25 protein-coding genes are annotated in these 23679 nt (G+C 60.5%); 13 read left to right on the top strand and 12 right to left on the bottom strand.

From position 1 onward, the window contains the following. Positions 1 to 64 precede the first annotated feature (64 nt). From rpmG to radC, 3 genes are all read right to left on the bottom strand, one after another. Positions 65 to 232: a 50S ribosomal protein L33 gene (gene rpmG / locus ACMGGK_RS24250; RefSeq protein WP_002442576.1), complete on the bottom strand. Its 168-nt coding sequence runs from the start codon at positions 230 to 232 to the stop codon at positions 65 to 67. Positions 233 to 243: 11 nt separating this feature from the next. Further along, positions 244 to 480: a 50S ribosomal protein L28 gene (gene rpmB / locus ACMGGK_RS24245; protein ID WP_004931195.1), complete on the bottom strand. Its 237-nt coding sequence runs from the start codon at positions 478 to 480 to the stop codon at positions 244 to 246. A gap of 262 nt (positions 481 to 742) precedes the next feature. Beyond that, the gene (radC, locus tag ACMGGK_RS24240; RefSeq protein WP_016929682.1) at positions 743 to 1426 is read right to left on the bottom strand and encodes a RadC family protein; all 684 of its coding nucleotides are present in this window, start codon (positions 1424 to 1426) and stop codon (positions 743 to 745) included. Positions 1427 to 1609: 183 nt separating this feature from the next. Between radC and coaBC the strand changes: the two genes are divergently transcribed. From coaBC to slmA, 3 genes are all read left to right on the top strand, one after another. Further along, complete coding sequence (gene coaBC / locus ACMGGK_RS24235) at positions 1610 to 2827, top strand: bifunctional phosphopantothenoylcysteine decarboxylase/phosphopantothenate--cysteine ligase CoaBC (protein WP_033634306.1); 1218 nt, start codon at positions 1610 to 1612, stop codon at positions 2825 to 2827. After that, entirely contained in the window at positions 2805 to 3263 is a 459-nt protein-coding gene (dut, locus tag ACMGGK_RS24230) for a dUTP diphosphatase (RefSeq protein ID WP_016929680.1), read from the top strand. The genes coaBC and dut overlap by 23 nt, the downstream gene beginning before the upstream one ends. 250 nt (positions 3264 to 3513) lie before the next feature. Further along, positions 3514 to 4110, top strand: a complete 597-nt coding sequence (gene slmA / locus ACMGGK_RS24225; protein ID WP_025304700.1) for a nucleoid occlusion factor SlmA — start codon at positions 3514 to 3516, stop codon at positions 4108 to 4110. 31 nt (positions 4111 to 4141) lie between these two features. Here slmA and pyrE read toward each other — a convergent pair whose 3' ends face one another. Continuing rightward, positions 4142 to 4783 (bottom strand): orotate phosphoribosyltransferase, encoded by a 642-nt coding sequence (pyrE, locus tag ACMGGK_RS24220; protein ID WP_004931204.1) that lies wholly within the window; start codon positions 4781 to 4783, stop codon positions 4142 to 4144. Between the two features lie 96 nt (positions 4784 to 4879). Next, entirely contained in the window at positions 4880 to 5596 is a 717-nt protein-coding gene (rph, locus tag ACMGGK_RS24215; protein WP_025160305.1) for a ribonuclease PH, read from the bottom strand. A 126-nt stretch (positions 5597 to 5722) separates the two neighbouring features. Between rph and ACMGGK_RS24210 the strand changes: the two genes are divergently transcribed. Then, positions 5723 to 6586, top strand: a complete 864-nt coding sequence (locus ACMGGK_RS24210; protein WP_015379441.1) for a YicC/YloC family endoribonuclease — start codon at positions 5723 to 5725, stop codon at positions 6584 to 6586. A 55-nt stretch (positions 6587 to 6641) separates the two neighbouring features. On the opposite strand, the gene ACMGGK_RS24205 is transcribed toward ACMGGK_RS24210, so the two are convergent. Continuing rightward, positions 6642 to 7031: a hypothetical protein gene (locus tag ACMGGK_RS24205; RefSeq protein WP_016929655.1), complete on the bottom strand. Its 390-nt coding sequence runs from the start codon at positions 7029 to 7031 to the stop codon at positions 6642 to 6644. A 371-nt stretch (positions 7032 to 7402) separates the two neighbouring features. On the opposite strand from ACMGGK_RS24205, the gene ACMGGK_RS24200 reads away from it, so the two are divergent. Then, entirely contained in the window at positions 7403 to 8587 is a 1185-nt protein-coding gene (locus ACMGGK_RS24200; protein ID WP_028128070.1) for a NupC/NupG family nucleoside CNT transporter, read from the top strand. 34 nt (positions 8588 to 8621) lie between these two features. Here ACMGGK_RS24200 and ACMGGK_RS24195 read toward each other — a convergent pair whose 3' ends face one another. Further along, positions 8622 to 9056 (bottom strand): DUF3574 domain-containing protein, encoded by a 435-nt coding sequence (locus ACMGGK_RS24195; RefSeq protein ID WP_049299565.1) that lies wholly within the window; start codon positions 9054 to 9056, stop codon positions 8622 to 8624. A 253-nt stretch (positions 9057 to 9309) separates the two neighbouring features. On the opposite strand from ACMGGK_RS24195, the gene ACMGGK_RS24190 reads away from it, so the two are divergent. From ACMGGK_RS24190 to recG, 6 genes are all read left to right on the top strand, one after another. Beyond that, positions 9310 to 9927, top strand: coding sequence for a trimeric intracellular cation channel family protein (locus ACMGGK_RS24190; RefSeq protein ID WP_025304704.1), 618 nt, complete (start codon positions 9310 to 9312; stop codon positions 9925 to 9927). 210 nt (positions 9928 to 10137) lie between these two features. Then, positions 10138 to 10761, top strand: coding sequence for a guanylate kinase (gmk, locus tag ACMGGK_RS24185; protein WP_004931218.1), 624 nt, complete (start codon positions 10138 to 10140; stop codon positions 10759 to 10761). 54 nt (positions 10762 to 10815) lie between these two features. Then, positions 10816 to 11091, top strand: coding sequence for a DNA-directed RNA polymerase subunit omega (rpoZ, locus tag ACMGGK_RS24180; RefSeq protein WP_004931221.1), 276 nt, complete (start codon positions 10816 to 10818; stop codon positions 11089 to 11091). A gap of 18 nt (positions 11092 to 11109) precedes the next feature. After that, positions 11110 to 13221, top strand: coding sequence for a bifunctional GTP diphosphokinase/guanosine-3',5'-bis pyrophosphate 3'-pyrophosphohydrolase (gene spoT / locus ACMGGK_RS24175; protein WP_015379445.1), 2112 nt, complete (start codon positions 11110 to 11112; stop codon positions 13219 to 13221). 5 nt (positions 13222 to 13226) lie between these two features. Then, complete coding sequence (trmH, locus tag ACMGGK_RS24170; protein WP_033639122.1) at positions 13227 to 13922, top strand: tRNA (guanosine(18)-2'-O)-methyltransferase TrmH; 696 nt, start codon at positions 13227 to 13229, stop codon at positions 13920 to 13922. Next, positions 13919 to 16000 carry an ATP-dependent DNA helicase RecG gene (gene recG / locus ACMGGK_RS24165; RefSeq protein WP_115436657.1) on the top strand — a complete coding sequence of 694 codons (2082 nt, stop codon included), beginning with the start codon at positions 13919 to 13921 and terminating at the stop codon, positions 15998 to 16000. The genes trmH and recG overlap by 4 nt, the downstream gene beginning before the upstream one ends. Positions 16001 to 16041: 41 nt before the next feature. On the opposite strand, the gene gltS is transcribed toward recG, so the two are convergent. Next, positions 16042 to 17253, bottom strand: a complete 1212-nt coding sequence (gene gltS, locus ACMGGK_RS24160; protein WP_025304708.1) for a sodium/glutamate symporter — start codon at positions 17251 to 17253, stop codon at positions 16042 to 16044. A gap of 240 nt (positions 17254 to 17493) precedes the next feature. On the opposite strand from gltS, the gene ACMGGK_RS24155 reads away from it, so the two are divergent. Together ACMGGK_RS24155 and ACMGGK_RS24150 are read left to right on the top strand one after the other, a co-directional pair. Continuing rightward, positions 17494 to 18894, top strand: a complete 1401-nt coding sequence (locus ACMGGK_RS24155) for a nucleobase:cation symporter-2 family protein (protein WP_019452186.1) — start codon at positions 17494 to 17496, stop codon at positions 18892 to 18894. Between the two features lie 128 nt (positions 18895 to 19022). Continuing rightward, the gene (locus ACMGGK_RS24150) at positions 19023 to 20684 is read left to right on the top strand and encodes an AsmA family protein (protein ID WP_117287582.1); all 1662 of its coding nucleotides are present in this window, start codon (positions 19023 to 19025) and stop codon (positions 20682 to 20684) included. Between the two features lie 37 nt (positions 20685 to 20721). Here the strand turns inward: ACMGGK_RS24150 and fabY are convergent, their stop codons facing one another. The 4 genes from fabY to yihX are packed head-to-tail and all read right to left on the bottom strand — an operon-like array spanning position 20722 to position 23660. Next, positions 20722 to 21669 (bottom strand): fatty acid biosynthesis protein FabY, encoded by a 948-nt coding sequence (fabY, locus tag ACMGGK_RS24145; protein WP_420277390.1) that lies wholly within the window; start codon positions 21667 to 21669, stop codon positions 20722 to 20724. A 21-nt stretch (positions 21670 to 21690) separates the two neighbouring features. Continuing rightward, positions 21691 to 22128 carry a D-aminoacyl-tRNA deacylase gene (dtd, locus tag ACMGGK_RS24140; protein WP_016929644.1) on the bottom strand — a complete coding sequence of 146 codons (438 nt, stop codon included), beginning with the start codon at positions 22126 to 22128 and terminating at the stop codon, positions 21691 to 21693. Continuing rightward, entirely contained in the window at positions 22125 to 23018 is an 894-nt protein-coding gene (locus ACMGGK_RS24135) for a virulence factor BrkB family protein (RefSeq protein ID WP_079450576.1), read from the bottom strand. Before ACMGGK_RS24135 ends, dtd begins: the two co-directional genes overlap by 4 nt. A gap of 51 nt (positions 23019 to 23069) precedes the next feature. Next, on the bottom strand, positions 23070 to 23660 hold the full coding sequence (gene yihX / locus ACMGGK_RS24130) for a glucose-1-phosphatase (RefSeq protein WP_004931242.1): 591 nt from the start codon (positions 23658 to 23660) through the stop codon (positions 23070 to 23072). Between the last annotated feature and the right edge of the window lie 19 nt (positions 23661 to 23679).

Raw genomic sequence — 23679 nt, 5'->3', positions numbered from 1 at the left:
GTTTTCTACCCTTTATAAAACAAAAAACCCGGCCAAGGCCGGGTTTTTCATTAATCCACTAAAATTATTTAATTTTAGCTTCTTTGTATACTACGTGCTGACGGACAACTGGATCGAATTTCTTCAGTTCCAATTTTTCCGGCTTAGTACGCTTGTTCTTCGTGGTGGTATAGAAGTGACCAGTACCAGCAGAAGAAACCAGCTTGATCTTCTCGCGAACACCTTTAGCCATGATTCAGTTCCTTAATACTTCTCACCACGGGCACGCAGATCGGCCAGAACCGTCTCAATACCCTTCTTATCGATAACACGCATACCTTTAGCAGATACACGCAGAGTTACAAAGCGCTTCTCAGCCTCAACCCAAAAACGGTGTGAGTGCAGGTTAGGCAGAAAACGGCGTTTGGTCGCGTTCATTGCGTGGGAACGGTTGTTACCGCTCACCGGGCGCTTGCCAGTAACTTGGCAGACTCGGGACATGTCTATTCTCCAAAAATCAAATCAGCTCGAGCTTCGTATAGGGTATGGCCGCCTCGTCAGGCTTTTAGAGCCCATCTCAGCAAACTTCATACTGAGGAGACTCTCGTCATCAGGTAGAAACCACACATCAGGTCAGAAACCTGCTGAGATAGGCTCTTGCGCCAAACCCAAGATTCTCAAAGGTGGCGTAGTATACGCTCTGAAGCGTAAGTGCTCAAGTCCCGAACAGCTAAAGATCCCACAAGGATCGCGAAAAAATCGCTTAAAGCCATCCGCGCTCGGCAAAAGAGACGCATTCACCTCGACCGATCACCAAATGATCAAGCACTCGGATCTCCAATAACTGACAGGCTTTCACCACCTGTTCCGTTATTAAACGGTCGGCATGACTGGGTTCAGCCTTACCCGAAGGGTGATTATGCGCGAGAATCAGCGCGGCGGCATTAGCCTTCAACGCTTCACGCACAATTTCTCTCGGGTAGACGACGACGCTGCTGATGGTACCAGCAAACATCTCCTGATGGCGAATAACCCGGTGCTGATTGTCTAAAAACAATACCAAAAAGACCTCTCGCTCGCGATGCGCCAGCAGGCTTTGCAGATAATGCTGGGTGACGCGCGGATTGAGCATGGCGTTTTCCTGCGACAAATGGCTGGAAAAGAAGCGCAGCGCCAGCTCGGCAATCGCCTGCAGCTGCGTATAGCTGGCGTCGCCCAGGCCTTTTTGACTGCAAAACGCCTGATGATCGGCCGACATCAGGTGGTAAAGCGAGCCGAACCGGCGCAGCAGCTGCTCCGCCAGCTGCATCACGTGCACGCCGGGCAACCCGGTGCGCAAGAAAATGGCCAACAGCTCCGCGTCGGACAGCGCCGCGGCCCCCTGCATCAACAGCTTTTCACGCGGCGCCAGCGCGCCCGGCCAGCACGCCACAGTCGGGTTGCTCATCGTGTTCCTCCCTGAAAGGGCTACAGCATGCCACGCGCCGCCCGGCGCGTTCGACAGGTGTTTGATAACATTGCGAAGTGTTTCGCAAAGCACAATGTAACGCCCTGCAGCCATTGCGGAATCACTCACCTGAACGGCGGATATGCTAAAATGGCGCATCTTTCGGCTTTCAATCGGACAATGATGATGACGGGACTTTCCGGCAAACATATTGTGCTTGGCATCAGCGGCGGCATCGCCGCCTACAAATGCCCAGAGCTGGTGCGCCGCCTGCGCGACAGAGGCGCAGAAGTGCGCGTGGTGATGACCCACGCCGCCAAGGCGTTCATTACGCCGCTGACGCTGCAGGCCGTTTCCGGCCATCCGGTGTCCGACGATCTGTTGGATCCCGCCGCCGAAGCCGCCATGGGCCACATCGAACTCGGCAAATGGGCGGATCTGGTGATTCTGGCGCCGGCGACCGCCGATCTGCTGGCGCGCGTCGCCGCCGGCATGGCCAACGATCTGCTGACTACCGTCTGCCTGGCGACCGACGCCCCTATCGCCGCCGCCCCCGCCATGAACCAGCAGATGTATCGCGCCGCCGCCACGCAGGCCAACCTGCAAACGCTGCAGGCGCGCGGCATGCTGCTCTGGGGGCCGGACAGCGGCAGCCAGGCCTGCGGCGACGTCGGCCCGGGTCGCATGCTGGATCCGTTGGACATCGTCGAGCTGGCGAACGGTCATTTCTCCGCCCCGCAGGATCTGCAACATTTGCAGGTTATGATCACCGCCGGCCCGACGCGCGAAGCGCTGGATCCGGTACGCTTCATCAGCAATCACAGCTCCGGCAAAATGGGCTTCGCCATCGCCCGCGCCGCCGCCGCCCGCGGCGCGCAGGTGACGCTGATCGCCGGGCCGGTGAGCCTGCCGACGCCGCCGAAGGTCACACGCGTGGACGTCACCAGCGCGCTGGAGATGGAGCAGGCGGTGCAACAGCGCGCCGCTCAGCAGCAGATTTTCATCTCCTGCGCCGCCGTGGCTGACTACCGTCCCGAGCGGATCGCCGATGAAAAAATAAAAAAACAGGGTGATGAAATCGTCCTCAAGATGGTAAAAAACCCCGATATCGTCGCCGGCGTGGCGGCGATGACCAAAAATCGACCGTTTGTCGTGGGGTTTGCCGCCGAAACCCAGAATGTGGAAGAATACGCGCGGCAAAAACTGGCGCGTAAGAAGCTGGATTTGATTTGCGCTAACGATGTTTCGCTTGCAGAGCACGGGTTCAACAGCGACACCAATGCCCTGCACCTTTTTTGGCAGGATGGAGAAAAGCGCCTGGCGCTGAGCGACAAGGCACTCCTTGGCCAACGTTTAATAGACGAGATAGTCAGCCGTTATGATGAAAAAAATCGACGTTAAGATCCTCGACCCGCGCATCGGTCAGGATTTCCCGCTACCGACCTACGCTACGCCGGGCTCCGCCGGTCTCGACCTGCGCGCCTGTCTGGATAGCGCGGTAGAGCTGGCGCCGGGTGAAACCACGCTGCTGCCTACCGGCCTCGCGATCCACATCGCCGACGCCGGCCTGGCGGCGGTGATCCTGCCGCGCTCAGGCCTCGGCCATAAGCACGGCGTCGTGCTGGGCAACCTGGTCGGCCTGATCGACTCCGATTATCAGGGCCAGCTGATGGTGTCCGTTTGGAACCGCGGCCAGAAGCACTTCACCATCGAGCCAGGCGAACGCATCGCGCAGATGGTCTTCGTGCCGGTGGTGCAGGCCGAATTCAACCTGGTAGAAGAGTTCGACAGCAGCGAACGCGGCGAAGGCGGCTTCGGCCACTCGGGGCGCCACTAAGCGCCACCCAATGCACGAGGGCCGGCAGGGAAACGTCGCCTGAACCTTGCTTTCCGGGGAGAGGGATGTCTCTGCGGCAAGGTTTTACCGCGACAATTGCAGCGCACACCAGGCAGCGCGGAAAAAGGCCGTTAAGGCCGCTGACCCCAGCATCGTAAAAAAGCTATCACATAAGCCGCACAGAGCCTGCTCTGCAGCGGCCGGTGCCCGGGTTTCCGTCAGTTAAGTTTTAGCAAGGGTCTAATCAGACATGGCAGAAAAAGAAAATACGAAAAGGAATCGGCGCGAGGAAATATTGCAGGCGTTAGCCCAGATGCTGGAATCCAGCGACGGCAGCCAACGCATCACCACCGCCAAGCTCGCCGCAAACGTGGGTGTTTCTGAAGCTGCGCTGTACCGGCATTTCCCCAGCAAGACACGGATGTTCGACAGTCTGATCGAGTTTATCGAAGACAGCCTGATCACCCGCATCAACCTGATCTTGCAGGACGAGAAAGAGACGTTCAATCGTCTGCGCCTGATTTTACTGCTGATTCTGGGCTTTGCGGAACGCAACCCGGGGCTGACGCGCATCATGACCGGCCACGCGCTGATGTTTGAACAGGATCGCCTGCAGGGCCGCATCAACCAGCTGTTCGAACGCATCGAGGCGCAGCTGCGTCAGGTGCTGAAAGAGCGCAAATTGCGCGAAGGCAAAGGCTTTATCGTCGATGAAACTCTGTTGGCCAGCCAGCTGCTGGCCTTCTGCGAAGGCATGTTGTCGCGCTATGTGCGTTCGGAATTCCGCTATCGCCCCACACAGGAATTCGACGCCCGCTGGCCGCTGTTGGCGGCACAGCTGCAATAACGAACACGCCGGGCATGCCCGGCGTTGTTATTTATACCCCGTACTGCTCGCGGTAAGCGCGTACCGCCGCCAGGTGGTCCGCCATCTCCGGTTTCTCTTCCAGATAGGCGATCAGATCCTTCAGCGTGACGATTGAAATCACCTTGCAGTGATAGTCGCGCTCCACTTCCTGAATGGCGGAGATATCCGCGCGGCCGCGTTCCTGACGGTCGAGGGAGATCAGCACGCCCGCCAGCGAAGCGCCGCTGGCGCCGATGATTTCCATCGACTCGCGGATCGCGGTGCCGGCGGTGATCACATCGTCCACCAGCATCACGCGCCCCTGCAGCGGGCTGCCCACCAGCGAACCGCCTTCGCCGTGAGTCTTGGCCTCCTTGCGGTTAAAGCAGTAAGGCACGTCGCGCTCATGGTGTTCCGCCAGCGCCACCGCCGTGGTGGTGGCGATAGGAATGCCTTTATAGGCCGGGCCAAACAGCAGATCGAAATCGATGCCGGAATCCATCAGGGCTTCAGCGTAGAAGCGCCCCAACAGCGCAAGATCGCGCCCGGTATTAAACAGGCCGGCGTTGAAGAAATACGGGCTGGTGCGGCCGGATTTCAGGGTGAACTCGCCGAATTTCAATACCTGCTTGTTAAGCGCGAACTCGATAAACTGGCGCTGATAGGCTTTCATTACTGCTTCTCCTCGTCTGAATCTGCTTGGGTCTTGTCATTACTGCCGCCCGATCGCCGGGCATAAAAAAGGCGACTTCTCAGTCGCCTTGAAAAATCAGTCCGCCAGCGCCGCTTTCTGCGCCTGGAAGATGGTTTCGATGCCCCCTCGGGCCAGCGCCAACAGCGCCAACAGCTCATCGTGGCTGAACGGCTCGCCTTCGGCGGTGCCCTGCACTTCAATCATGCGGCCGTCTTCCATCATCACTACGTTCATGTCGGTTTCCGCCGCGGAATCTTCCACATACTCCAGATCGCACAGCGCTTCGCCATTGACGATGCCGACGGAAACCGCCGCCACCATGCCCTTCATCGGATTGGCTTTCAGCTTGCCGTTGGCCACCAGCGTGTTCAGCGCGTCGGCCAGCGCCACGCAGGCACCGGAGATGGAAGCGGTGCGGGTGCCGCCGTCGGCCTGCAGTACGTCGCAGTCGAGGGTGATGGTGAATTCACCGAGCTTTTTCAGATCCACCGCGGCGCGCAGCGAGCGAGCGATCAGGCGCTGGATCTCCAGCGTGCGGCCACCCTGTTTGCCTTTGGCGGCTTCACGGGCGTTGCGGCTGTGGGTGGAGCGCGGCAGCATGCCGTACTCGGCGGTGATCCAACCTTGCCCCTGGCCTTTCAGGAAGCGCGGAACGCCCTCTTCTACCGTGGCGGTGCACAAGACTTTGGTATCGCCAAACTCAACCAGCACTGAACCTTCAGCGTGTTTGGTATAGTGACGGGTCAGTGTCAAGGGGCGAACTTGCTGTGGTGCTCTGCCTGCAGGACGCATGGGCTCTCTCCGGCTTCAAATCAACTATTGGCTGCGCATTATACGGGCTTCGTGACGTAATGCCTATCCTGCCCGCAGCCGCGACGCTATAATCGCCCCATCTTTTCCTATTACGGGTACGCATCAATGATCCGCAGCATGACCGCCTACGCCCGGCGTGAAATCAAGGGTGAATGGGGCAGCGCAGCCTGGGAGCTGCGTTCCGTTAACCAGCGCTACTTAGAAACCTACATCCGCCTGCCGGAACAATTCCGCAGCCTGGAGCCGGTGATCCGTGAACGTATCCGTGGCCGCCTGACCCGCGGCAAAGTCGAATGCAACCTGCGTTTCGAACTGGATCCAAGCGCGCAAAGCTCGCTGATCCTGAACGAAAAACTGGCCAAACAGCTGGTCGAAGCCGCCAACTGGGTGAAAATGCAGAGCGACGAAGGGGAAATCAACCCGATCGACGTGCTGCGCTGGCCGGGCGTGATGTCCGCGCAGGAGCAGGATCTGGACGCCATCAGCGCCGAGCTGATGCAGGCGCTGGACGGCGCGCTGGATGACTTTATCGTCGCACGCGAAAGCGAAGGCGCCGCGCTGAAAACGCTGATCGAACAGCGCCTCGACGGCGTCAGCGCCGAAGTGGTCAAAGTGCGCGCCCAGATGCCGAACATCCTGCAATGGCAGCGCGAGCGCCTGGTCAGCAAGCTGGAAGAGGCGCAGGTGCAGCTGGAAAACACCCGCCTGGAGCAAGAGCTGGTGCTGATGGCGCAGCGCATCGACGTCGCCGAAGAGCTGGACCGCCTGGAAGCGCACGTGAAAGAGACGCACAACATCCTGAAGAAGAAAGAAGCCGTCGGCCGCCGCCTCGACTTTATGATGCAGGAATTCAACCGCGAATCGAACACCCTGGCCTCCAAGTCAATCAATGCCGACGTCACCGCCTCCGCCATCGAGCTGAAGGTGTTGATCGAGCAGATGCGCGAGCAGATCCAGAACATCGAGTGATCCCGCTCCGCACGCCATCAAGCCCGCGCCAAGCGGGCTTTTTTATGGCTGCAGATCAGCGATAGGCGGCCGCCTGCTCTTCCTCCATCAGCCCCATTTTCTGCAGCTGCACCGCAATGCTCCAGGTTGAGCGCTCAAACTCATCACTCAGCGCTTCCAGCGTCGCCCCGGCCGCATGGCTCTCACGCAGCCGTAGTTTTTCTTCTTCCGACCAGGGGAAGCAGGCATTGGCCGGCCGGCCCTCGGCCAGATTCATCTGCCGCTTCTCCTCCGGCGTCAACCTGGCTTTTTTCTGCAGTTCGGATTCGCCGTCGAACTCGCTGGCCAATGCGAACAGCAGCCGGATAGCCTCCGGCGCGCAGGCCGCTGAAGCCGGTTTCAACAGCTCGCCGGTGTCGGGATTAACGCCGTTGGCCAGCGCCCTGAGCAACATGCCGGTATTCATCGTTCGCCTCCTTGTTCGATAAAATGCGCGCCGGTCGCGGCGCCTTGCCCAAACATGTTTCTCCGCCTTAGCCGAGAAAACCACGCTTTGCGCCGGGAAAAATCGCCCATTGCGAGCCAGATTCCAGGCGCCTGAACGTGCGGGACGGTGGTTGCATCAGGCTGCGAGCCGGCAGGCATCATGGAAGACAGCCCACTAAGGAACGTCGGGGGCTTATGAAAAACTGCCGAGCAGCGCGTGCGGATGACAATCGGCAAGATATCCCGCATGCCATAAGTATTTTGTTCTAATTATCACGCAAGGTAATGAAAGGACGGCGATGCTGTGGCTAAATGTGTTTTTTTCCTGCCCGTGAACCGTACGGACCGTTTATGCCACAAATTCTGCAATTTATTATGGCCCTGGTGGTGATCGTCGCCCTGGCGCTGCTGGTCAGCAATAATCGCAAGAAAATCCGCCTGCGCTATATCATCCAGCTGTTGGTGATCGAAGGCGCGCTGGCCTACTTCTTCCTGCACTCCGCCAGCGGGCTCAGCGTGATCAAGCACGTCGCCGGCTTCTTCGACACCCTGCTCGCCTACGCCGCCCAAGGGTCGGAGTTCGTGTTCGGCGGCATGAGCAAGGATGGCCTGGCGTTTATCTTCCTCGGCGTTTTGTGCCCTATCATCTTTATTTCCGCCCTGATCGGCATTTTGCAGCATTTCCGCATCCTGCCGCTGATCATCCGTCTGGTGGGCACCCTGCTGTCCAAGGTCAACGGCATGGGCAAGCTGGAATCGTTCAACGCCGTCAGCACGCTGGTGCTGGGGCAGTCGGAGAACTTCATCGCCTACAAGGGCATCATCGGCGACATCTCGCCGCGCCGCATGTACACCATGGCCGCGACCGCCATGTCGACGGTTTCGCTCTCCATCGTCGGCGCCTATATGTCGATGATCGACGCGCAGTACGTGGTAGCGGCGTTGATCCTTAATATGTTCAGCACCTTCATCATCCTGTCGATCATCAACCCGTATCAGGTCGAAGACGAGCCGGAGCTGAAGCTGAACAAGCTGCACGAAGATCAGAGCTTCTTCGAAATGTTGGGCGAGTACATTCTGGCCGGCTTCAAAATTGCGATGATCATCGCGGCGATGCTGATCGGCTTTATCGCGCTGATCTCCGCCGTCAATGCGCTGTTCTCGGCAGTGCTCGGCATCAGCTTCCAGCAAATCCTCGGCTACGTGTTCTATCCGCTGGCCTGGCTGATCGGCATCCCGGCGGAGGAGGCCCTGAAGGCGGGCAGCATCATGGCGACCAAACTGGTGGCCAACGAATTCGTGGCGATGATTGAGCTGAAGAAAATCGCGGCGGAGCTGTCGCCTCGCGGGCTGGGCATTCTGTCGGTGTTCCTGGTGTCGTTCGCCAACTTCGCCTCCATCGGCATCGTCGCCGGCGCCATCAAGGGGCTGAACGAGCAGCAAGGCAACGTGGTTTCCCGTTTTGGCCTGAAGCTGGTTTACGGCTCGACGCTGGTGAGCCTGTTGTCGGCGGCCATCGCCGGCCTGGTGCTGTAATCCCCACTCCCGGCCGCAGGGCCGGGAGTTCGCTTTAAAACGCCACGCACACCGGCGCATCCACCCGCATTACCGAATCCTGCGCAAACTGCTGCTTATAACCGCTGCGCAGCGCCTCGATATTCGCCTCGCTCTCTTTGCCCGGCGCATGGATCAACAGCAGCGCCTTGCTGTTCTCGCGCGCCAGCTTGCCGTCGTGGCCCAGCCACTGGCCTTTGGCATCAAACACCGTCAGCCCGTCTTTAAAGCGCGGCGTCACCTGGCTATCGACGAAGGTTTGCCACTCGGCGGCGGTGATCGCCGGCCCCGCAGGGCGGTTCAGGCCGAAGTAGAGCGTTGTTTGCACCAGCGGATCACCGGTGCGGCAAACCGGGGCGGGTGACGTTGCCTGGTGGCCTGGCGCCACGCAGCCGCTCAGCAGCAGTGCGGCCACCACGGCGCCGGCGGCCAGTCTCGGGGAGTTTTTCATCTGCAATCTCGATTTTTCGGTTGAAGAATTCGCTGCAAAAATCATAGTCAGCGATGGAAATTAGCGCGAAATTTCTAATGCTTTTATTAACAGCCAGATGTTAAAAAAGGCTGGTTATCGGCAATAAAAATGGAGTTTGGATTAGCTATATTAATCCGAAACGCCATCGGTGAAAAAAACTCAGTGGCGCGCGTCCTCGGCGGCGATTACCCTGCCGGCCATCATTCTGACGCAAGTACGCTGTGAACCCCTTATGTTACTGAGCATCCTTTATATCATCGGCATCACCGCCGAAGCCATGACCGGCGCGCTGGCGGCCGGCCGCCGCCAAATGGACATGTTCGGCGTGATCATCATCGCCTCTGTCACCGCAATCGGCGGCGGGTCGGTGCGCGATATGTTGCTCGGGCATTTTCCATTGGGCTGGGTCAAACACCCGGAATACATCGTCATCGTCGCGATAGCGGCGATCGTCACCACCTGGGTGGCTCCCCTGATGCGCCATCTGCGCCGCCTGTTCCTGGTGCTCGACGCCGTCGGACTGATCGTTTTCTCGATCATCGGCGCCCAGGTGGCGCTGGATATGGGGCACAGCGCGATTATCGCCGCCATCGCCGCAGTGATCACCGGCGTCTTCGGCGGGGTGCTGCGCGATATGTTCTGCAACCGTATCCCGCTGGTTTTCCAGAAAGAGATCTACGCCGGCATCTCCTTCAGCGCCGCCTGGCTGTATATCGGCCTGCAGCACCTCAGCCTGCCGCACAATCTGGTGGTGATCCTCACGCTGGTCGCCGGCCTGAGCGCGCGTCTGATCGCCCTGCGCTTCCGCCTCGGTCTGCCGGTGTTCAACTACCAGCATCCGGATCACTGATCCCGGGGCGGCAGCGCGCCGCCGCTGGGCCAAAACCGCCAAAATGTCGCTCTTCAGCGCGCATATTCGCTCATTCGACGCTTTTTCCGCGCAAAGCCACGGGCAAAATGCGAGCTAACGCTGCACCCGGCGCGTTAGCCGTGTATACTGTGCGGAGAAAATACACATCCGCTGTTTTTGGCATATCAACCGTTATCAACGAACATCATCATGGCTCAAGGCACGCTTTATATTGTCTCTGCTCCCAGTGGCGCAGGTAAATCAAGTCTGATTCAGGCTTTGTTAAAGACGCAACCGCTGTACGACACGCAGGTTTCGGTTTCGCACACCACGCGCGACAGCCGCCCGGGTGAAAATCACGGCGAGCACTATTTCTTCGTCTCGAAAGACGAATTCCGCCGGATGATCGAGCAGGACGCGTTTCTTGAGCACGCCGAAGTGTTCGGCAACTATTACGGCACCTCGCGCGCCGCCATCGAACAAGTGTTGGCGACCGGCGTAGACGTGTTTCTGGATATCGACTGGCAGGGCGCGCAGCAAATCCGCGCCAAAATGCCGCAGGCACGCAGCATCTTCATTCTGCCGCCGTCGAAGGAGGAACTGGGCCGTCGCCTGCGCGGGCGCGGGCAGGACTCCGAAGAGGTGATCGCCAAACGCATGGCTCAGGCCGTGGCGGAAATGACGCATTACGCGGAGTACGATTACCTGATCGTGAACGATGACTTCGATCTGGCGCTGTCCGATCTGAAGACCATCATTCGCGCCGAACGCCTGCGTTTGGGCCGCCAGTTGCTGCGGCATGACGCTTTAATCAGCAAACTATTGGCAGACTGAAGGCAGTTTCAGTATCATGCCCAGTCTTTTCGTCACCTGTGGAGTAGCACAAATATGGCACGCGTAACTGTTCAAGACGCTGTAGAGAAAATTGGTAACCGTTTTGACCTGGTGTTGGTCGCTGCTCGTCGGGCGCGTCAGATCCAGACCGGCGGCAAAGATGCACTGGTTCCGGAAGAGAACGACAAGTACACCGTTATCGCCCTGCGCGAAATCGAAGAAGGCCTGATCACCAGCCAGATCCTCGACGTGCGTGAGCGCCAGGAGCAGCAAGAGCAGGAAGCCGCAGAGATTCAAGCGGTTACCGCGATTGCTGAAGGTCGTCGTTAATTAGACAGCGAGTCCGCCTTGTACCTGTTTGAAAGCCTGAATCTGCTGATTCAACGTTACCTGCCCGAGGAGCAGATTAAGCGCCTCAAACAGGCATACCTCGTCGCGCGCGACGCGCACGAGGGCCAGACACGCTCCAGCGGTGAGCCCTACATTACTCACCCGGTCGCCGTGGCCTGCATCCTGGCGGAAATGCGTCTCGACCACGAGACGCTGATGGCGGCGTTGTTGCACGACGTCATCGAAGACACCCCGGCCACCTATCAAGATATGGAACAGCTGTTCGGCAAGAGCGTCGCCGAACTGGTTGAGGGCGTCTCCAAGCTCGACAAACTGAAGTTCCAGGACAAGAAAGAAGCGCAGGCGGAAAACTTCCGCAAGATGATCATGGCGATGGTGCAGGATATCCGCGTCGTGCTGATCAAGCTGGCCGACCGTACGCACAACATGCGCACCCTCGGTTCGCTGCGCCCCGACAAACGCCGGCGCATCGCGCGTGAAACCCTGGAAATCTACAGCCCCCTCGCCCACCGTCTGGGTATTCATCACCTGAAAACCGAGCTGGAAGAGCTGGGTTTCGAGGCGCTGTACCCAAACCGCTATCGCGTGATCAAGGAAGTGGTGAAAGCCGCGCGCGGCAATCGCAAAGAGATGATTCAAAAAATCCTCTCCGAGATCGAAGGGCGGCTGACCGAGGCCGGCATCGCCTGCCGCGTCAGCGGAAGGGAAAAACACCTCTACTCCATCTACCTCAAGATGCACCTGAAAGAACAGCGTTTCCATTCCATCATGGATATCTACGCGTTCCGGGTGATCGTAAAAGAGGTCGATACCTGCTACCGCGTGCTCGGCCAGGTGCACAGCCTGTATAAACCGCGCCCGGGGCGGGTGAAAGATTACATCGCCATTCCCAAGGCCAACGGCTATCAATCGCTGCATACCTCGCTGATCGGCCCGCACGGCGTGCCGGTCGAAGTGCAGATCCGCACCGAAGACATGGACCAGATGGCTGAGATGGGGGTGGCCGCGCACTGGGCTTACAAGGAAAGAGAACAGGGCGAAACCGGCACCACGGCGCAGATCCGCGCCCAACGCTGGATGCAAAGCCTGCTGGAGCTGCAGCAAAGCGCCGGCAGTTCGTTTGAATTTATCGAGAGCGTCAAATCCGATCTGTTCCCGGATGAGATTTACGTTTTCACCCCGGAAGGCCGCATCGTCGAGCTGCCCGCCGGCGCCACGCCGGTCGACTTCGCCTATGCGGTGCATACCGATATCGGCCATGCCTGCGTCGGCGCACGCGTCGATCGTCAGCCATACCCGCTGTCGCAGTCGCTGACCAGCGGCCAGACCGTCGAGATCATCACCGCGCCGGGCGCACGGCCCAACGCCGCCTGGCTGAACTTCGTGGTCAGCTCGAAAGCGCGCGCCAAGATTCGCCAGATGTTGAAGAACCTCAAGCGCGACGACTCCGTCGGCCTCGGCCGCCGTCTGCTCAACCATGCGTTGGGCGGCAGCCGCAAGCTGGCCGAAATCCCGCAGGAAAACATTCAGCACGAGCTGGACCGCATGAAGCTGGCGACGCTGGACGATCTGCTGGCGGAAATCGGCCTGGGCAACGCCATGAGCGTGGTGGTGGCGAAGAACCTGCAGGGCGATCAGTCCAGCCTGGGCACCACCTCCGGCGTGCGCAACCTGGCCATCAAGGGCGCCGACGGCGTGTTGATCACCTTCGCCAAGTGCTGCCGTCCGATTCCGGGCGACCCGATTATCGCTCACGTCAGCCCGGGCAAAGGGCTGGTGATCCACCATGAATCTTGCCGCAATATTCGCGGCTATCAGAAAGAGCCTGAGAAGTTCATGGCGGTCGAGTGGGATAAAGAGACCGAGCAGGAGTTCATCGCCGAGATCAAGGTGGATATGTTTAACCACCAGGGCGCGCTGGCCAACCTGACGGCGGCGATCAACGCGGCCGAGTCCAATATTCAGAGCCTGAACACCGAAGAGAAAGACGGTCGGGTTTATAGCGCCTTTATCCGCTTGACCACCCGCGATCGCATCCATTTGGCAAACATTATGCGTAAAATCCGTATCATGCCGGATGTGATCAAAGTTAACCGCAACCGAAACTAGCGCTTATGAGTCCTGAACGCTATGCGCGGATTTGTGAAATGCTTGCGACCCGGCAGCCGGATCTGACGGTCTGCCTGGAGCAGGTGCACAAGCCGCATAACGTCTCCGCCATTATCCGCACCGCCGACGCCGTCGGCGTGCATCAGGTCCACGCCGTGTGGCCCACCACCCGCATGCGCACCCTGGTTTCCTCCGCCGCCGGCAGCAACAGCTGGGTCAGCGTTAAAACCCATCCCACCATCGGCGACGCGGTCGGTCACCTGAAAGCGCAGGGCATGCAAATTCTGGCCACCAACCTGTCTGCGCGCGCGGTCGATTTCCGCGAGGTGGACTACACCCGGCCAACCTGCGTGCTGCTCGGCCAGGAAAAAACCGGCATCACCGAAGAAGCGCTGGCGCTGGCCGATCAAGACATCGTCATTCCGATGATCGGCATGGTGCAATCGCTCAACGTCTCCGTGGCTTCGGCGCTGATCCTGTATGAGGCGCAGCGCCAGCGGCAAAACGCCGGCCTGTACCGCCGCGACAACAGCATGTTGGACGAAGAAGAGCAGCAGCGTCTGCTGTTCGAAGGCGGCTATCCGGTGCTGGCCAACGTGGCCAAGCGCAAGGGGCTGCCGCGTCCGCAGATCGACGAACAGGGCCAGGTGGTCGCCAGCGCCGAATGGTGGGCGGCCATGCAGGCGACGGTGCGCAAATGAAAGGCCGCCTGCTGGATGCTGTCCCACTCACCACGCTTTCCGGGGTTGGCGCCAGCCAGGCGGGCAAACTGGCCAAGCTTGGCCTCGACACCATTCAGGATCTGCTGCTGCACCTGCCGCTGCGCTACGAAGACCGCACCCGCCTCTACCCGATCAACGATCTGCTGCCGGGCATCTACGCCACGGTAGAAGGGGAAGTGCTGCGCAGCGACATCAGCTTCGGCCGCCGCCGCATGCTGACCTGCCAGATCAGCGACGGCACCGGCATCCTCACCATGCGGTTCTTCAACTTCAACGCCGCAATGAAAAACAGCCTGGCCACCGGCCGCCGCGTGACCGCCTACGGCGAGATCAAACGCGGCAACCACGGCGCGGAGATCATCCATCCGGAATACCGTATTCAGGGCGAAACCAGCGAGGTTGAGCTGCAGGAGTCGCTGACGCCTGTTTACCCCACCACCGAAGGGGTGCGGCAGGCCACGCTGCGCAAGCTGACCGATCAGGCGCTGGCGCTGCTGGATACCTGCGCCATCGCCGAGTTGCTGCCGCCGGAGCTGAGCGGCGGCCTGATGAGCCTGCCGCAGGCGCTGCACACCCTGCACCGCCCGCCGCCGGACATCCAGCTGGCGGATCTGGAGCTGGGCAAACACCCGGCGCAAAAGCGTCTGATCCTCGAAGAGCTGCTGGCGCATAACCTCAGCATGCTGGCGGTGCGCGCCGGCGCGCAGAGCTATCAGGCGCAGCCGCTGCTGCCGGACGATCGGCTGAAAAACCGTTTTCTCGCCCAGTTGCCGTTCTCGCCGACCGGCGCGCAAACGCGCGTGGTGGCCGACATCGAAGCCGATATGCAAAAAGACTTCCCGATGATGCGGCTGGTGCAGGGCGACGTCGGCTCCGGCAAAACGCTGGTGGCGGCGCTGGCGGCGCTTCGCGCCATCGCGCACGGCAAGCAGGTGGCGCTGATGGCGCCGACCGAGCTGCTGGCCGAACAGCATGCCAACAACTTCCGCCAGTGGTTCGAACCGCTGGGGTTGGAAGTCGGCTGGCTGGCCGGCAAGCAGAAAGGCAAGGCGCGCATTGCACAGCAGGAAGCCATCGCCAGCGGCCAGGTGTCGATGGTGGTCGGCACCCACGCCATCTTCCAGGAGCAGGTGCAGTTCAACGGCCTGGCGCTGGTGATCATCGATGAGCAGCACCGCTTCGGGGTGCATCAGCGGCTGGCGCTGTGGGAGAAAGGCGAAGAGCAAGGCTTCCACGCCCATCAGCTGATCATGACCGCCACGCCGATCCCGCGCACGCTGGCAATGACCGCCTACGCCGATCTCGATACCTCGGTCATCGACGAGCTGCCGCCGGGCCGTACGCCGGTGACCACCGTCGCCATTCCCGATACCCGCCGCGCCGACATCATTCAGCGGGTGAAAAGCGCCTGTCTGGAAGAGGGGCGACAGGCTTACTGGGTGTGCACGCTGATCGAAGAGTCCGAACTGCTGGAAGCGCAGGCGGCGGAAGCCACCTGGGAAGAATTGAAAACCGCGCTGCCGGAGCTGAAGGTAGCGCTGGTGCACGGCCGCATGAAAGCGCAGGAAAAGCAGGCGGTGATGCAGGCGTTTAAACAGGGCGAGCTGCAGCTGTTGGTCGCCACCACAGTGATCGAAGTCGGCGTCGACGTGCCGAACGCCAGCCTGATGATCATCGAAAACCCGGAACGGCTGGGCCTGGCGCAGCTGCACCAGCTGCGCGGCCGCGTAGGACGCGGCGCCGTGGCCTCACACTGCGTGTTGCTGTACAAAACGCCGCTGAGCAAAACCGCGCAAACGCGCCTGCAAGTGCTGCGCGACAGCAACGACGGCTTTGTCATCGCGCAGCGCGATCTGGAGATCCGCGGCCCGGGCGAGCTGCTGGGCACCCGCCAGACCGGCAGCGCCGAATTCAAGGTGGCGGATCTGCTGCGCGACCAGGCGATGATCCCCGAAGTGCAGCGCGTCGCTCGCCATCTCCATCAGCACTATCCGGAACACGCCCAGGCGCTGATCGAACGCTGGCTGCCGGAGAAGGCGCGCTACTCCAACGCATAAAAAGGGCGCCTGCGGCGCCCTTTTCGTGATGACTCGCGATATCACCCCACCGCCGGGAACACCGGCAGCAGCAGATACAGCTTGATGACGATGGCGTTGGCGATATCGATAAAGAACGCCCCCACCATCGGCACCACCAGAAACGCCAGATGCGACGGGCCGAAGCGATCGGTGATCGCCTGCATGTTGGCGATCGCCGTCGGCGTGGCGCCCATGCCGAAGCCGCAGTGGCCGGCGGCCAGCACCGCCGCGTCGTAGTTCTTGCCCATCACCCGGTAAGTAACAAAGATCGCGTACAGCGCCATCACCAGCGTCTGCACCGCCAGGATCGCCAGCATCGGCAACGCCAGCGAAGCCAGCTCCCACAGGCGCAGGCTCATCAACGCCATCGCCAGGAACAGCGACAGGCTGACATTACCCAGCACCGATACCGCCCGTTCGAACACGGTATAGAAACCGGTGAAGGCCAGGGTGTTGCTGAGGATCACCCCGACGAACAGCACGCAAACGAAGTTAGGCAGCTCAAACACCGTACCGTTCAGCAGGCCGGCAATCAGCTGCCCCAGGCTCAGACAGATGGCGATCATGGCGATGGTTTCGATCATCACCAGCGAGGTGATCAGGCGGCCGCTTTCCGGCTTCTCGAAACCGCTCGGCTGCACGCTGTCTTCCGGGGTGCCTTCCGGCGTAGAGGAGTGTTTGACCAGATAGCGCGCCACCGGGCCGCCGATCAGGCCGCCCAGCACCAGGCCGAAGGTGGCGCAGGCCATGGCGACTTCCGTCGCGTTTTCAAAGCCGTAGCGCTCGATGAACAGCTTGCTCCAGGCCGCCCCGGTGCCGTGGCCGCCCGACAGGGTGATCGACCCGGCGATCAGACCCATCAGCGGATCCAACCCCAGCATTTTCGCCATGCCGATGCCGATGGCGTTCTGCACCAGCAGCAGCCCCAGCACCACGAACAGGAATACCATCAGCGCCTTGCCGCCGGCGCGCAACCGCGCCAGGTTGGCGTTCAGGCCGATGGTGGCGAAGAAGGCCAGCATCAGCGGATCCTTCAGCGACATGTCAAAGCTGATTTCCCAGTTGGCGAACTTTTTCAGGGCTAACAGCAGGAGGGCCACCAGCAAACCGCCGGCGACGGGAGCGGGAATGGTATATTTTCGCAGCAGGGGAATGCTTCTGACGCACTTGCCTCCGAGAAGCAAAACCAGCGTCGCCGCGACTAACGTGCCATAAGTATCAAGATGAAACATCCAGGTACTCCATGTAAGGGAAAAGATCCAAATAAAAATAATAAGTTATAGAAAACCACTTAGTTTTTAAACTTGATGAGTGCAGGATTAGAAGTAAAAAACGCTGAGATGACAAGAAAAAATGAATGAAAATGCGACATAAACGGGAAAGTCGGCAACATAATATTTGCGCGCAACCGTTTGCTTTTGCGGGGCGGGGCATTAAAATGCCTGCTTTGCCGTATCTGGAAACGCCACACCATGAGCATGTCATCCTCCGAGCTTGATGCCGCGCGCCAAGCCGCCTCAGAACCCCGCGCCAGTGAACTGATTTATCGCCTGGAAGATCGCCCGCCGCTGCCGCAAACGCTGTTTGCCGCCGGTCAGCATCTGCTGGCGATGTTCGTCGCGGTGATCACACCGGCTCTGCTGATCTGCCAGGCGCTGGGCCTGCCGGCACAGGATACCCAGCACATCATCAGCATGTCGCTGTTCGCCTCCGGTCTGGCTTCCATTCTACAAATCAAAACCTGGGGACCGGTGGGTTCCGGGCTGTTGTCGATTCAGGGCACCAGCTTCAATTTCGTTTCGCCGCTGATCATGGGCGGTCTGGCGCTGAAAAACGGCGGCGCCGACGTGCCGACCATGATGGCCGCGCTGTTCGGCACCCTGATGGTCGCTTCTTGCACCGAAATTTTACTGTCGCGCGTGCTGCATCTGGCGCGCCGCATCATCACCCCGCTGGTTTCCGGCATCGTGGTGATGATCATTGGCCTGTCGCTGATTCAGGTCGGTCTGACCTCGATCGGCGGCGGTTATGCCGCGATGAACGATCACAGCTTCGGCTCACCGAAAAACCTGCTGCTGGCCGGCGCGGTGCTGGCGGTCATCATCCTGCTGAACCGCCAGCGCAACCCTTACCTGCGCGTCGCTTCGCTGGTGATCGCCATGGCGGTCGGCTATCTGTTGGCCTGGGCGATGGACATGCTGCCCGCCGACGCACCGGCAGCTCCAACGGCGGCGATCACCATCCCCACGCCGCTCTATTACGGCCTGGGCTTCGACTGGAACCTGCTGCTGCCGCTGATGCTGATCTTTATGGTCACCTCGCTGGAAACCATCGGCGACATCACCGCCACTTCCGACGTCTCCGAGCAGCCTGTCAGCGGGCCGCTGTACATGAAGCGCCTGAAGGGCGGCGTACTGGCCAACGGCCTGAACTCGATGCTGTCGGCGGTATTCAACACCTTCCCCAACTCCTGCTTCGGCCAGAACAACGGCGTGATCCAGCTGACCGGCGTCGCCAGCCGCTATGTCGGCTTCGTGGTGGCGCTGATGCTGATCGCGCTGGGGCTGTTCCCGGCGGTGGCCGGCTTCGTGCAGCACATCCCCGAGCCGGTACTGGGCGGCGCGACCATCGTGATGTTCGGCACCATCGCCGCCTCCGGCGTGCGCATCGTGTCGCGCGAGCGCCTGAACCGCCGCGCCATCATGATCATGGCGCTGTCGCTGGCCGTCGGCATGGGCGTCTCCCAGCAGCCGCTGATCCTGCAGTTCGCGCCGGACTGGCTGAAAACCCTGCTCTCTTCCGGCATCGCCGCCGGCGGCATTACCGCCATCGTGCTGAACCTGGTGTTCCCGCAGGAACACGAGAAAAAGTAACCCGCCCATTGGCGTTCAAACGGCCGCTTGCGGCCGTTTTTTATTGTCTATCAGACCATTGCCCTTGAGATGCCCAGCCAATTGCGGCATAAACAGGGTATCTTTTTTGACCGATGCGGATGTAGACGATGAAATTTATCGGAAAGCTGTTGCTGACGTTGCTGCTGCTGATCGTGCTGGCGATGGTGCTGCTGTACCTGGTCGGGCAAACCCGCTGGGCGGCAGGCCGCCTGAGCGCCTGGATCAGCGACAACAGCGAATACCGCCTGTCGATAGGAAAAATCACCCATTCGTGGCGCCAACCGGACCAGATCGGTCTGGAAGACGTGCAGCTGGCGCGCAGCGGCCAGCCGCAGGCGCTGGCCGCCAAACGCGTCGATCTCGGCCTCAGCCTGCGCCAAATCACCGAACCGCGCTATTTCCACAGCGTCACGCTGCGCGACGGCACGCTGAACGTGCAGCCGCAGACTGCGGCGCTGCCTGTACAGGCCGACGTGCTGCAACTGAGCAACATGGCGCTGCAATCCAACGATAACGCGTGGCAGCTCAACGCGCAGCAGGTCAATGCCGGCATCACGCCGTGGCGCCCGCTGGCCGGCCATCTGCTGGGGGACAACAATCAGTTCCAGTTCAGCGCCGGTTCGATGACGCTGAACGGCATCCCCGCTTCGAAGGTGTTGGTGCAGGGGGAGCAAAAGCAGGGTCAGCTGCTGTTGAACAATTTCGGCGCCGATCTGGCGCAGGGCGACCTGACCGGCGTAGCCAGCCGCGCCGCCGACGGCAGTTGGCAGGTGGATCGCCTGCGGCTGAGCGGCGTGCGCCTGCAGACCCCGATGACGTTGGCGGAATTCATGCGGCGCTTTACCGCCCTGCCGCCGGTCACCCTCAAGCGTTTCGATCTGATCGACGCGCGCCTGGAAGGCAAGGCGTGGGCGTTTAACGATCTCGATCTGTCGCTGCAAAACGTCAGCATCGAAAAAGGCGACTGGCGCAGCGAAGACGGCTCTCTCAACGTCAATGCCAGTGATGTGATCAACGGCGGTTTCCACCTGATCGACCCGATCGCCACCCTGCGCCTCTCCTCCGCCGGCATCGCCATTCAGCAGTTCACCACCCGTTGGGAAGGCGGGCTGCTGCGCACCTCCGGCAACTGGCTGCGCGCCGGCAAACGCCTGCAGCTGGATGAAGTGGCCATGGCGGCGCTGGAGTACACCCTGCCAATCGACTGGCGCGAGCTGTGGCTGAAACCGCTGCCGGACTGGCTGGCGGAGGTGTACGTCACCAAGCTGACCACCAACCGCAATCTGATTATCGATATCAACCCGGCATTCCCGTTCCAGATCACCGCGCTGGACGGTTACGGCAGCAACCTGCTGCTGGCGCGCGACCACCAGTGGGGCATATGGTCCGGTTCGCTGAACCTGAACGGCAGCGAGGCGACCTTCAACAAGATCGACGTGCGGCGCCCTTCGCTGGCGCTGAACGCCGACGCCAGCCAGATCGCCGTCACCGAACTCAGCGCCTTCATGCCTAATGGGTTGCTTGAGGCCAAAGCGACCGTCGATCAGTTGCCGGGCAAGCCGTTCCAGCTGATGCTGCACGGCCGCTCGGTACCGCTCAATACCTTGCAGCAATGGGGATGGCAGCCGGTGCCGCTGACGGGCGACGGCAACCTTGAGCTGCAGTTGAAAGGGCTGCTGAACAGCGACGGGCCGTTCAAAGCTTCATTGAAGGGGACTCTGCAAGCCACCGCCGGCGACGGCCAGACGGTGAACCAACAGCTGCCGTAATGCACTGCGCGGCCCGCCCTCAGGCAGGGCCGCCGCCTTACTCCTCCAGCGCTTCAGAGCCGCCCTGATCCAGCGGCACATCCGGCTCGGCCGGCAGCACCATGTAAGTGCCTTCGAACACCGCGCCCTTATCCTCATCGCCGAACAGATGCACTTCGGCGTGCACGCGCGCGCGGCGGCCGCGCGCCAGACGCGCCAAATCACCGCTCAGCGAACCTAGATCCGCCACCGCCCGCGGCCTGCCGGTGATCGGTTTGCTGTAGCGAATGTGCGCGTCCGCCAGAATGATGGTGCCGCCGAGATGGCGCTCGCGCAACAGCAGCCAAATCAGCCCCCAAGCGGTCAGCGTCGCCAGTGAGAACAGGCTGCCGGCAAACAGCGTATGGTGCGGATTCTGGTTGCCGATCTCCGGCATGGTGGTGACGAAGCGCTGGCCGGTGTATTGGCTGATGCGCACGCCCATCTTTTCGCTCAGCGGGATATTTTCATACCAGGCCTGCTGCAATTGGCCGCACCAGTCGGGGCGATGCAGGATATCGTCCAGCGTCGCCACCGGTTTAATCATCAAGAAGTGACGGATCGGGGTGGTCTGCGGCGCGGTGATCTCGCCCTGATTGACGAACCCCAGCTTGGCGAAGAAATCCACCGCGTCTTCACGGGCGCTGCATACCACCCGCTTCACGCCTTCCTGCCGCGCGACGGACTCCAGCGTTATCGCTACCAGCGTCCCGAGCCCTTTATCCTGCAACGTCGGGTCTACCGCCAGAAAACGGATCGCCGCCTCGTTGTCGGCATTGATGTACAGCCGCCCGATGGCGACGATTTTACCGGCCTCGTCCACCACCATTTGGTGATGGGCCATGGCGTCATAGGCATCCTTTTCCGAACCCACCGGCTGGTGCAGCGGCTTGCGCAGCATTTCCCAGCGAAACTGGTAATATTCCTTCAGTTCTTGCTCTGTTACGGGTACTCGTAGGTGATACATAGACGCCTGTTCTCCGAATGCTTAGACCTGTAGCCAGAATGTCACCGGACCATCGTTGACCAGCGCCACCTGCATGTCGGCGGCGAACTCGCCGGTCTGGGTCTCTACGCCGCGTTCGCGGCATTGGCCAACAAAATATTGATACAACCGATCGGCGACCAAAGGCGCGGCGCCGCGCGAGAAGCTGGGCCGCATGCCCTTCTGGGTGTCCGCCGCCAGGGTGAACTGCGAAACGACCAGCACGCTGCCCCCGGCCTGCTGGACGTTGAGGTTCATCTTGTCGTTCTCGTCGCCGAAAATGCGGTATCCCAACACGCGTTCGCACAGGCGCTGCGCTTTTTGCTCGTTATCGCCCTGCTCCACGCCCAATAACACTAACAAACCGGGGCCAATTTTGCCTACCGTCTCGCCACCTACCGTGACGCTGGCGTTTAACACCCGTTGAATCAACGCAATCATTCCTGCTGCCCTTCTGGTTTTGGTTCCTGTTGCTCCGCCTTCTGCCGGCGGTAGTCGCGGTATTCGCCAATGGTCACGGTGATTTCCGCGCCGAGTAACACGATACACCAGCTCCAGTAGACCCACAGGAATAAAATCGGGATCACCGCCAGCACGCCGTAAATCAGCTGATAGGAGGGGAACATGGTGACGTACAACGCGAATCCCTTCTTGCCCAGTTCGAACAGCAATCCGGCCACCACCGCGCCAATCAGCGCGTCTTTGGGCGGCACGCGCACCGTCGGCACGATGCAATACAGCAGCCAGAAGGAGGTGCACGACAAAATCAGCGGAAAGATGCGCAGCACCTGATCCACCAGGCCGTTGACGCCGGTCTGCGCCAGCCAGTTGAGCGACAGCAGGTAGGAACTGATGGCCATGCTGGCGCCCACCAGCAGCGGCCCCAGCGTCAGCACCATCCAGTACACGGCGAAGGAGAAGACGATCGGCCGTTTGTTCTTGCTGCGCCAGATGGTGTTCAGCACGCTGTCCACCGAGGAGATCAGCAACAGCGCGGTGACAATCAGCCCGCAGGTGCCGACGGCGGTCATCTTGTTGGAGTTGGCGACGAACTGCTCCAGGTAGTTCTGGATCACATTGCCGGCGGCCGGCACGAAATTGGCAAAAACAAAGCGCTTCAGCTGTTCGCTGATGTCGGCAAACATCGGGAAAGCGGCGAACAGCGCGAACACCACGGTGACCAACGGCACCAGCGACAGCAGAGAAACATAGGCGAGATGGCCCGCCAGCATCGTCAGGCCATCGTTGTCGATGCGCTGGTACAGCAAACGCCCAAAAGTAACGCCGGGCTTAATCGCAGGGGGCAGCTTCTTGCGGCGGAAAAACGACATGGTCACTCCTTGATGTCCGTTGATACGCCTTAAGCTTAACGCGCCCTGCGCTCATTGGGCAAAATAGGCCGGCACCACGTCGCGATCGGTGACGTGCACCGTCTTGATCCCCAGCGCTTGCGCGGCGAGGACGTTCGCCGGGTGATCGTCGAAGAACACCGCGTCGGCGGCGGCGGTATTTTCCGCGGCCAGCACATGTTGATAGATATCGGCCTCCGGCTTGCGCATGCCGAGATCTTGCGACAAATAGAGATGATCGGCGGCGGCGGCCACTTCAGGATAGTGCTGCGGCCAGTAGTTGCAGTGCAGACGGTTGGTGTTCGACAGCACCACCACCCGGTGACCTTCGTTGCGCAGGCGCTGCATGATGTCGATCACTTCCGGGCGCAGCGCGACGAATACCGCCTGCCAGCCGGTGGCGAATTGTTCGAAGCTGAGCGCGATGCCCATTTCATCGCACAGCTTGCCGGCGAAGTCTTCGTCGCTGATTTCACCGCGCTCATGTTGCTGGAACACCTCACCCATGGCGAAACGATCGGACAGCACCGCCAACGGCGTACCGCTCAAATTGCTCCACACGCCCAGCACACGCTTGAAATCGATATCGACGATCACATTACCTAAATCAAAGATATACAGCATAGTCCTCTCCTGATGGGCC

It is taken from the genome of Serratia sp. BNK-33-b (assembly GCF_048684565.1).
GTDB classification, from domain to species: Bacteria; Pseudomonadota; Gammaproteobacteria; order Enterobacterales; family Enterobacteriaceae; genus Serratia; species Serratia marcescens.
Note: the sequence above shows the minus strand (reverse complement) of the source record. Positions and strands in the feature narration are given on the sequence as shown.

Coding starts and splice junctions, on each gene's coding strand:
- rpmG (WP_002442576.1), bottom strand. CDS start 232: ATGGCTAAAGGTGTTCGCGAGAAGATCAAGCTGGTTTCTTCTGCTGGT.
- rpmB (WP_004931195.1), bottom strand. CDS start 480: ATGTCCCGAGTCTGCCAAGTTACTGGCAAGCGCCCGGTGAGCGGTAAC.
- radC (WP_016929682.1), bottom strand. CDS start 1,426: ATGAGCAACCCGACTGTGGCGTGCTGGCCGGGCGCGCTGGCGCCGCGT.
- coaBC (WP_033634306.1), top strand. CDS start 1,610: ATGATGACGGGACTTTCCGGCAAACATATTGTGCTTGGCATCAGCGGC.
- dut (WP_016929680.1), top strand. CDS start 2,805: ATGATGAAAAAAATCGACGTTAAGATCCTCGACCCGCGCATCGGTCAG.
- slmA (WP_025304700.1), top strand. CDS start 3,514: ATGGCAGAAAAAGAAAATACGAAAAGGAATCGGCGCGAGGAAATATTG.
- pyrE (WP_004931204.1), bottom strand. CDS start 4,783: ATGAAAGCCTATCAGCGCCAGTTTATCGAGTTCGCGCTTAACAAGCAG.
- rph (WP_025160305.1), bottom strand. CDS start 5,596: ATGCGTCCTGCAGGCAGAGCACCACAGCAAGTTCGCCCCTTGACACTG.
- ACMGGK_RS24210 (WP_015379441.1), top strand. CDS start 5,723: ATGATCCGCAGCATGACCGCCTACGCCCGGCGTGAAATCAAGGGTGAA.
- ACMGGK_RS24205 (WP_016929655.1), bottom strand. CDS start 7,031: ATGAATACCGGCATGTTGCTCAGGGCGCTGGCCAACGGCGTTAATCCC.
- ACMGGK_RS24200 (WP_028128070.1), top strand. CDS start 7,403: ATGCCACAAATTCTGCAATTTATTATGGCCCTGGTGGTGATCGTCGCC.
- ACMGGK_RS24195 (WP_049299565.1), bottom strand. CDS start 9,056: ATGAAAAACTCCCCGAGACTGGCCGCCGGCGCCGTGGTGGCCGCACTG.
- ACMGGK_RS24190 (WP_025304704.1), top strand. CDS start 9,310: ATGTTACTGAGCATCCTTTATATCATCGGCATCACCGCCGAAGCCATG.
- gmk (WP_004931218.1), top strand. CDS start 10,138: ATGGCTCAAGGCACGCTTTATATTGTCTCTGCTCCCAGTGGCGCAGGT.
- rpoZ (WP_004931221.1), top strand. CDS start 10,816: ATGGCACGCGTAACTGTTCAAGACGCTGTAGAGAAAATTGGTAACCGT.
- trmH (WP_033639122.1), top strand. CDS start 13,227: ATGAGTCCTGAACGCTATGCGCGGATTTGTGAAATGCTTGCGACCCGG.
- recG (WP_115436657.1), top strand. CDS start 13,919: ATGAAAGGCCGCCTGCTGGATGCTGTCCCACTCACCACGCTTTCCGGG.
- gltS (WP_025304708.1), bottom strand. CDS start 17,253: ATGTTTCATCTTGATACTTATGGCACGTTAGTCGCGGCGACGCTGGTT.
- ACMGGK_RS24155 (WP_019452186.1), top strand. CDS start 17,494: ATGAGCATGTCATCCTCCGAGCTTGATGCCGCGCGCCAAGCCGCCTCA.
- ACMGGK_RS24150 (WP_117287582.1), top strand. CDS start 19,023: ATGAAATTTATCGGAAAGCTGTTGCTGACGTTGCTGCTGCTGATCGTG.
- fabY (WP_420277390.1), bottom strand. CDS start 21,669: ATGTATCACCTACGAGTACCCGTAACAGAGCAAGAACTGAAGGAATAT.
- dtd (WP_016929644.1), bottom strand. CDS start 22,128: ATGATTGCGTTGATTCAACGGGTGTTAAACGCCAGCGTCACGGTAGGT.
- ACMGGK_RS24135 (WP_079450576.1), bottom strand. CDS start 23,018: ATGTCGTTTTTCCGCCGCAAGAAGCTGCCCCCTGCGATTAAGCCCGGC.
- yihX (WP_004931242.1), bottom strand. CDS start 23,660: ATGCTGTATATCTTTGATTTAGGTAATGTGATCGTCGATATCGATTTC.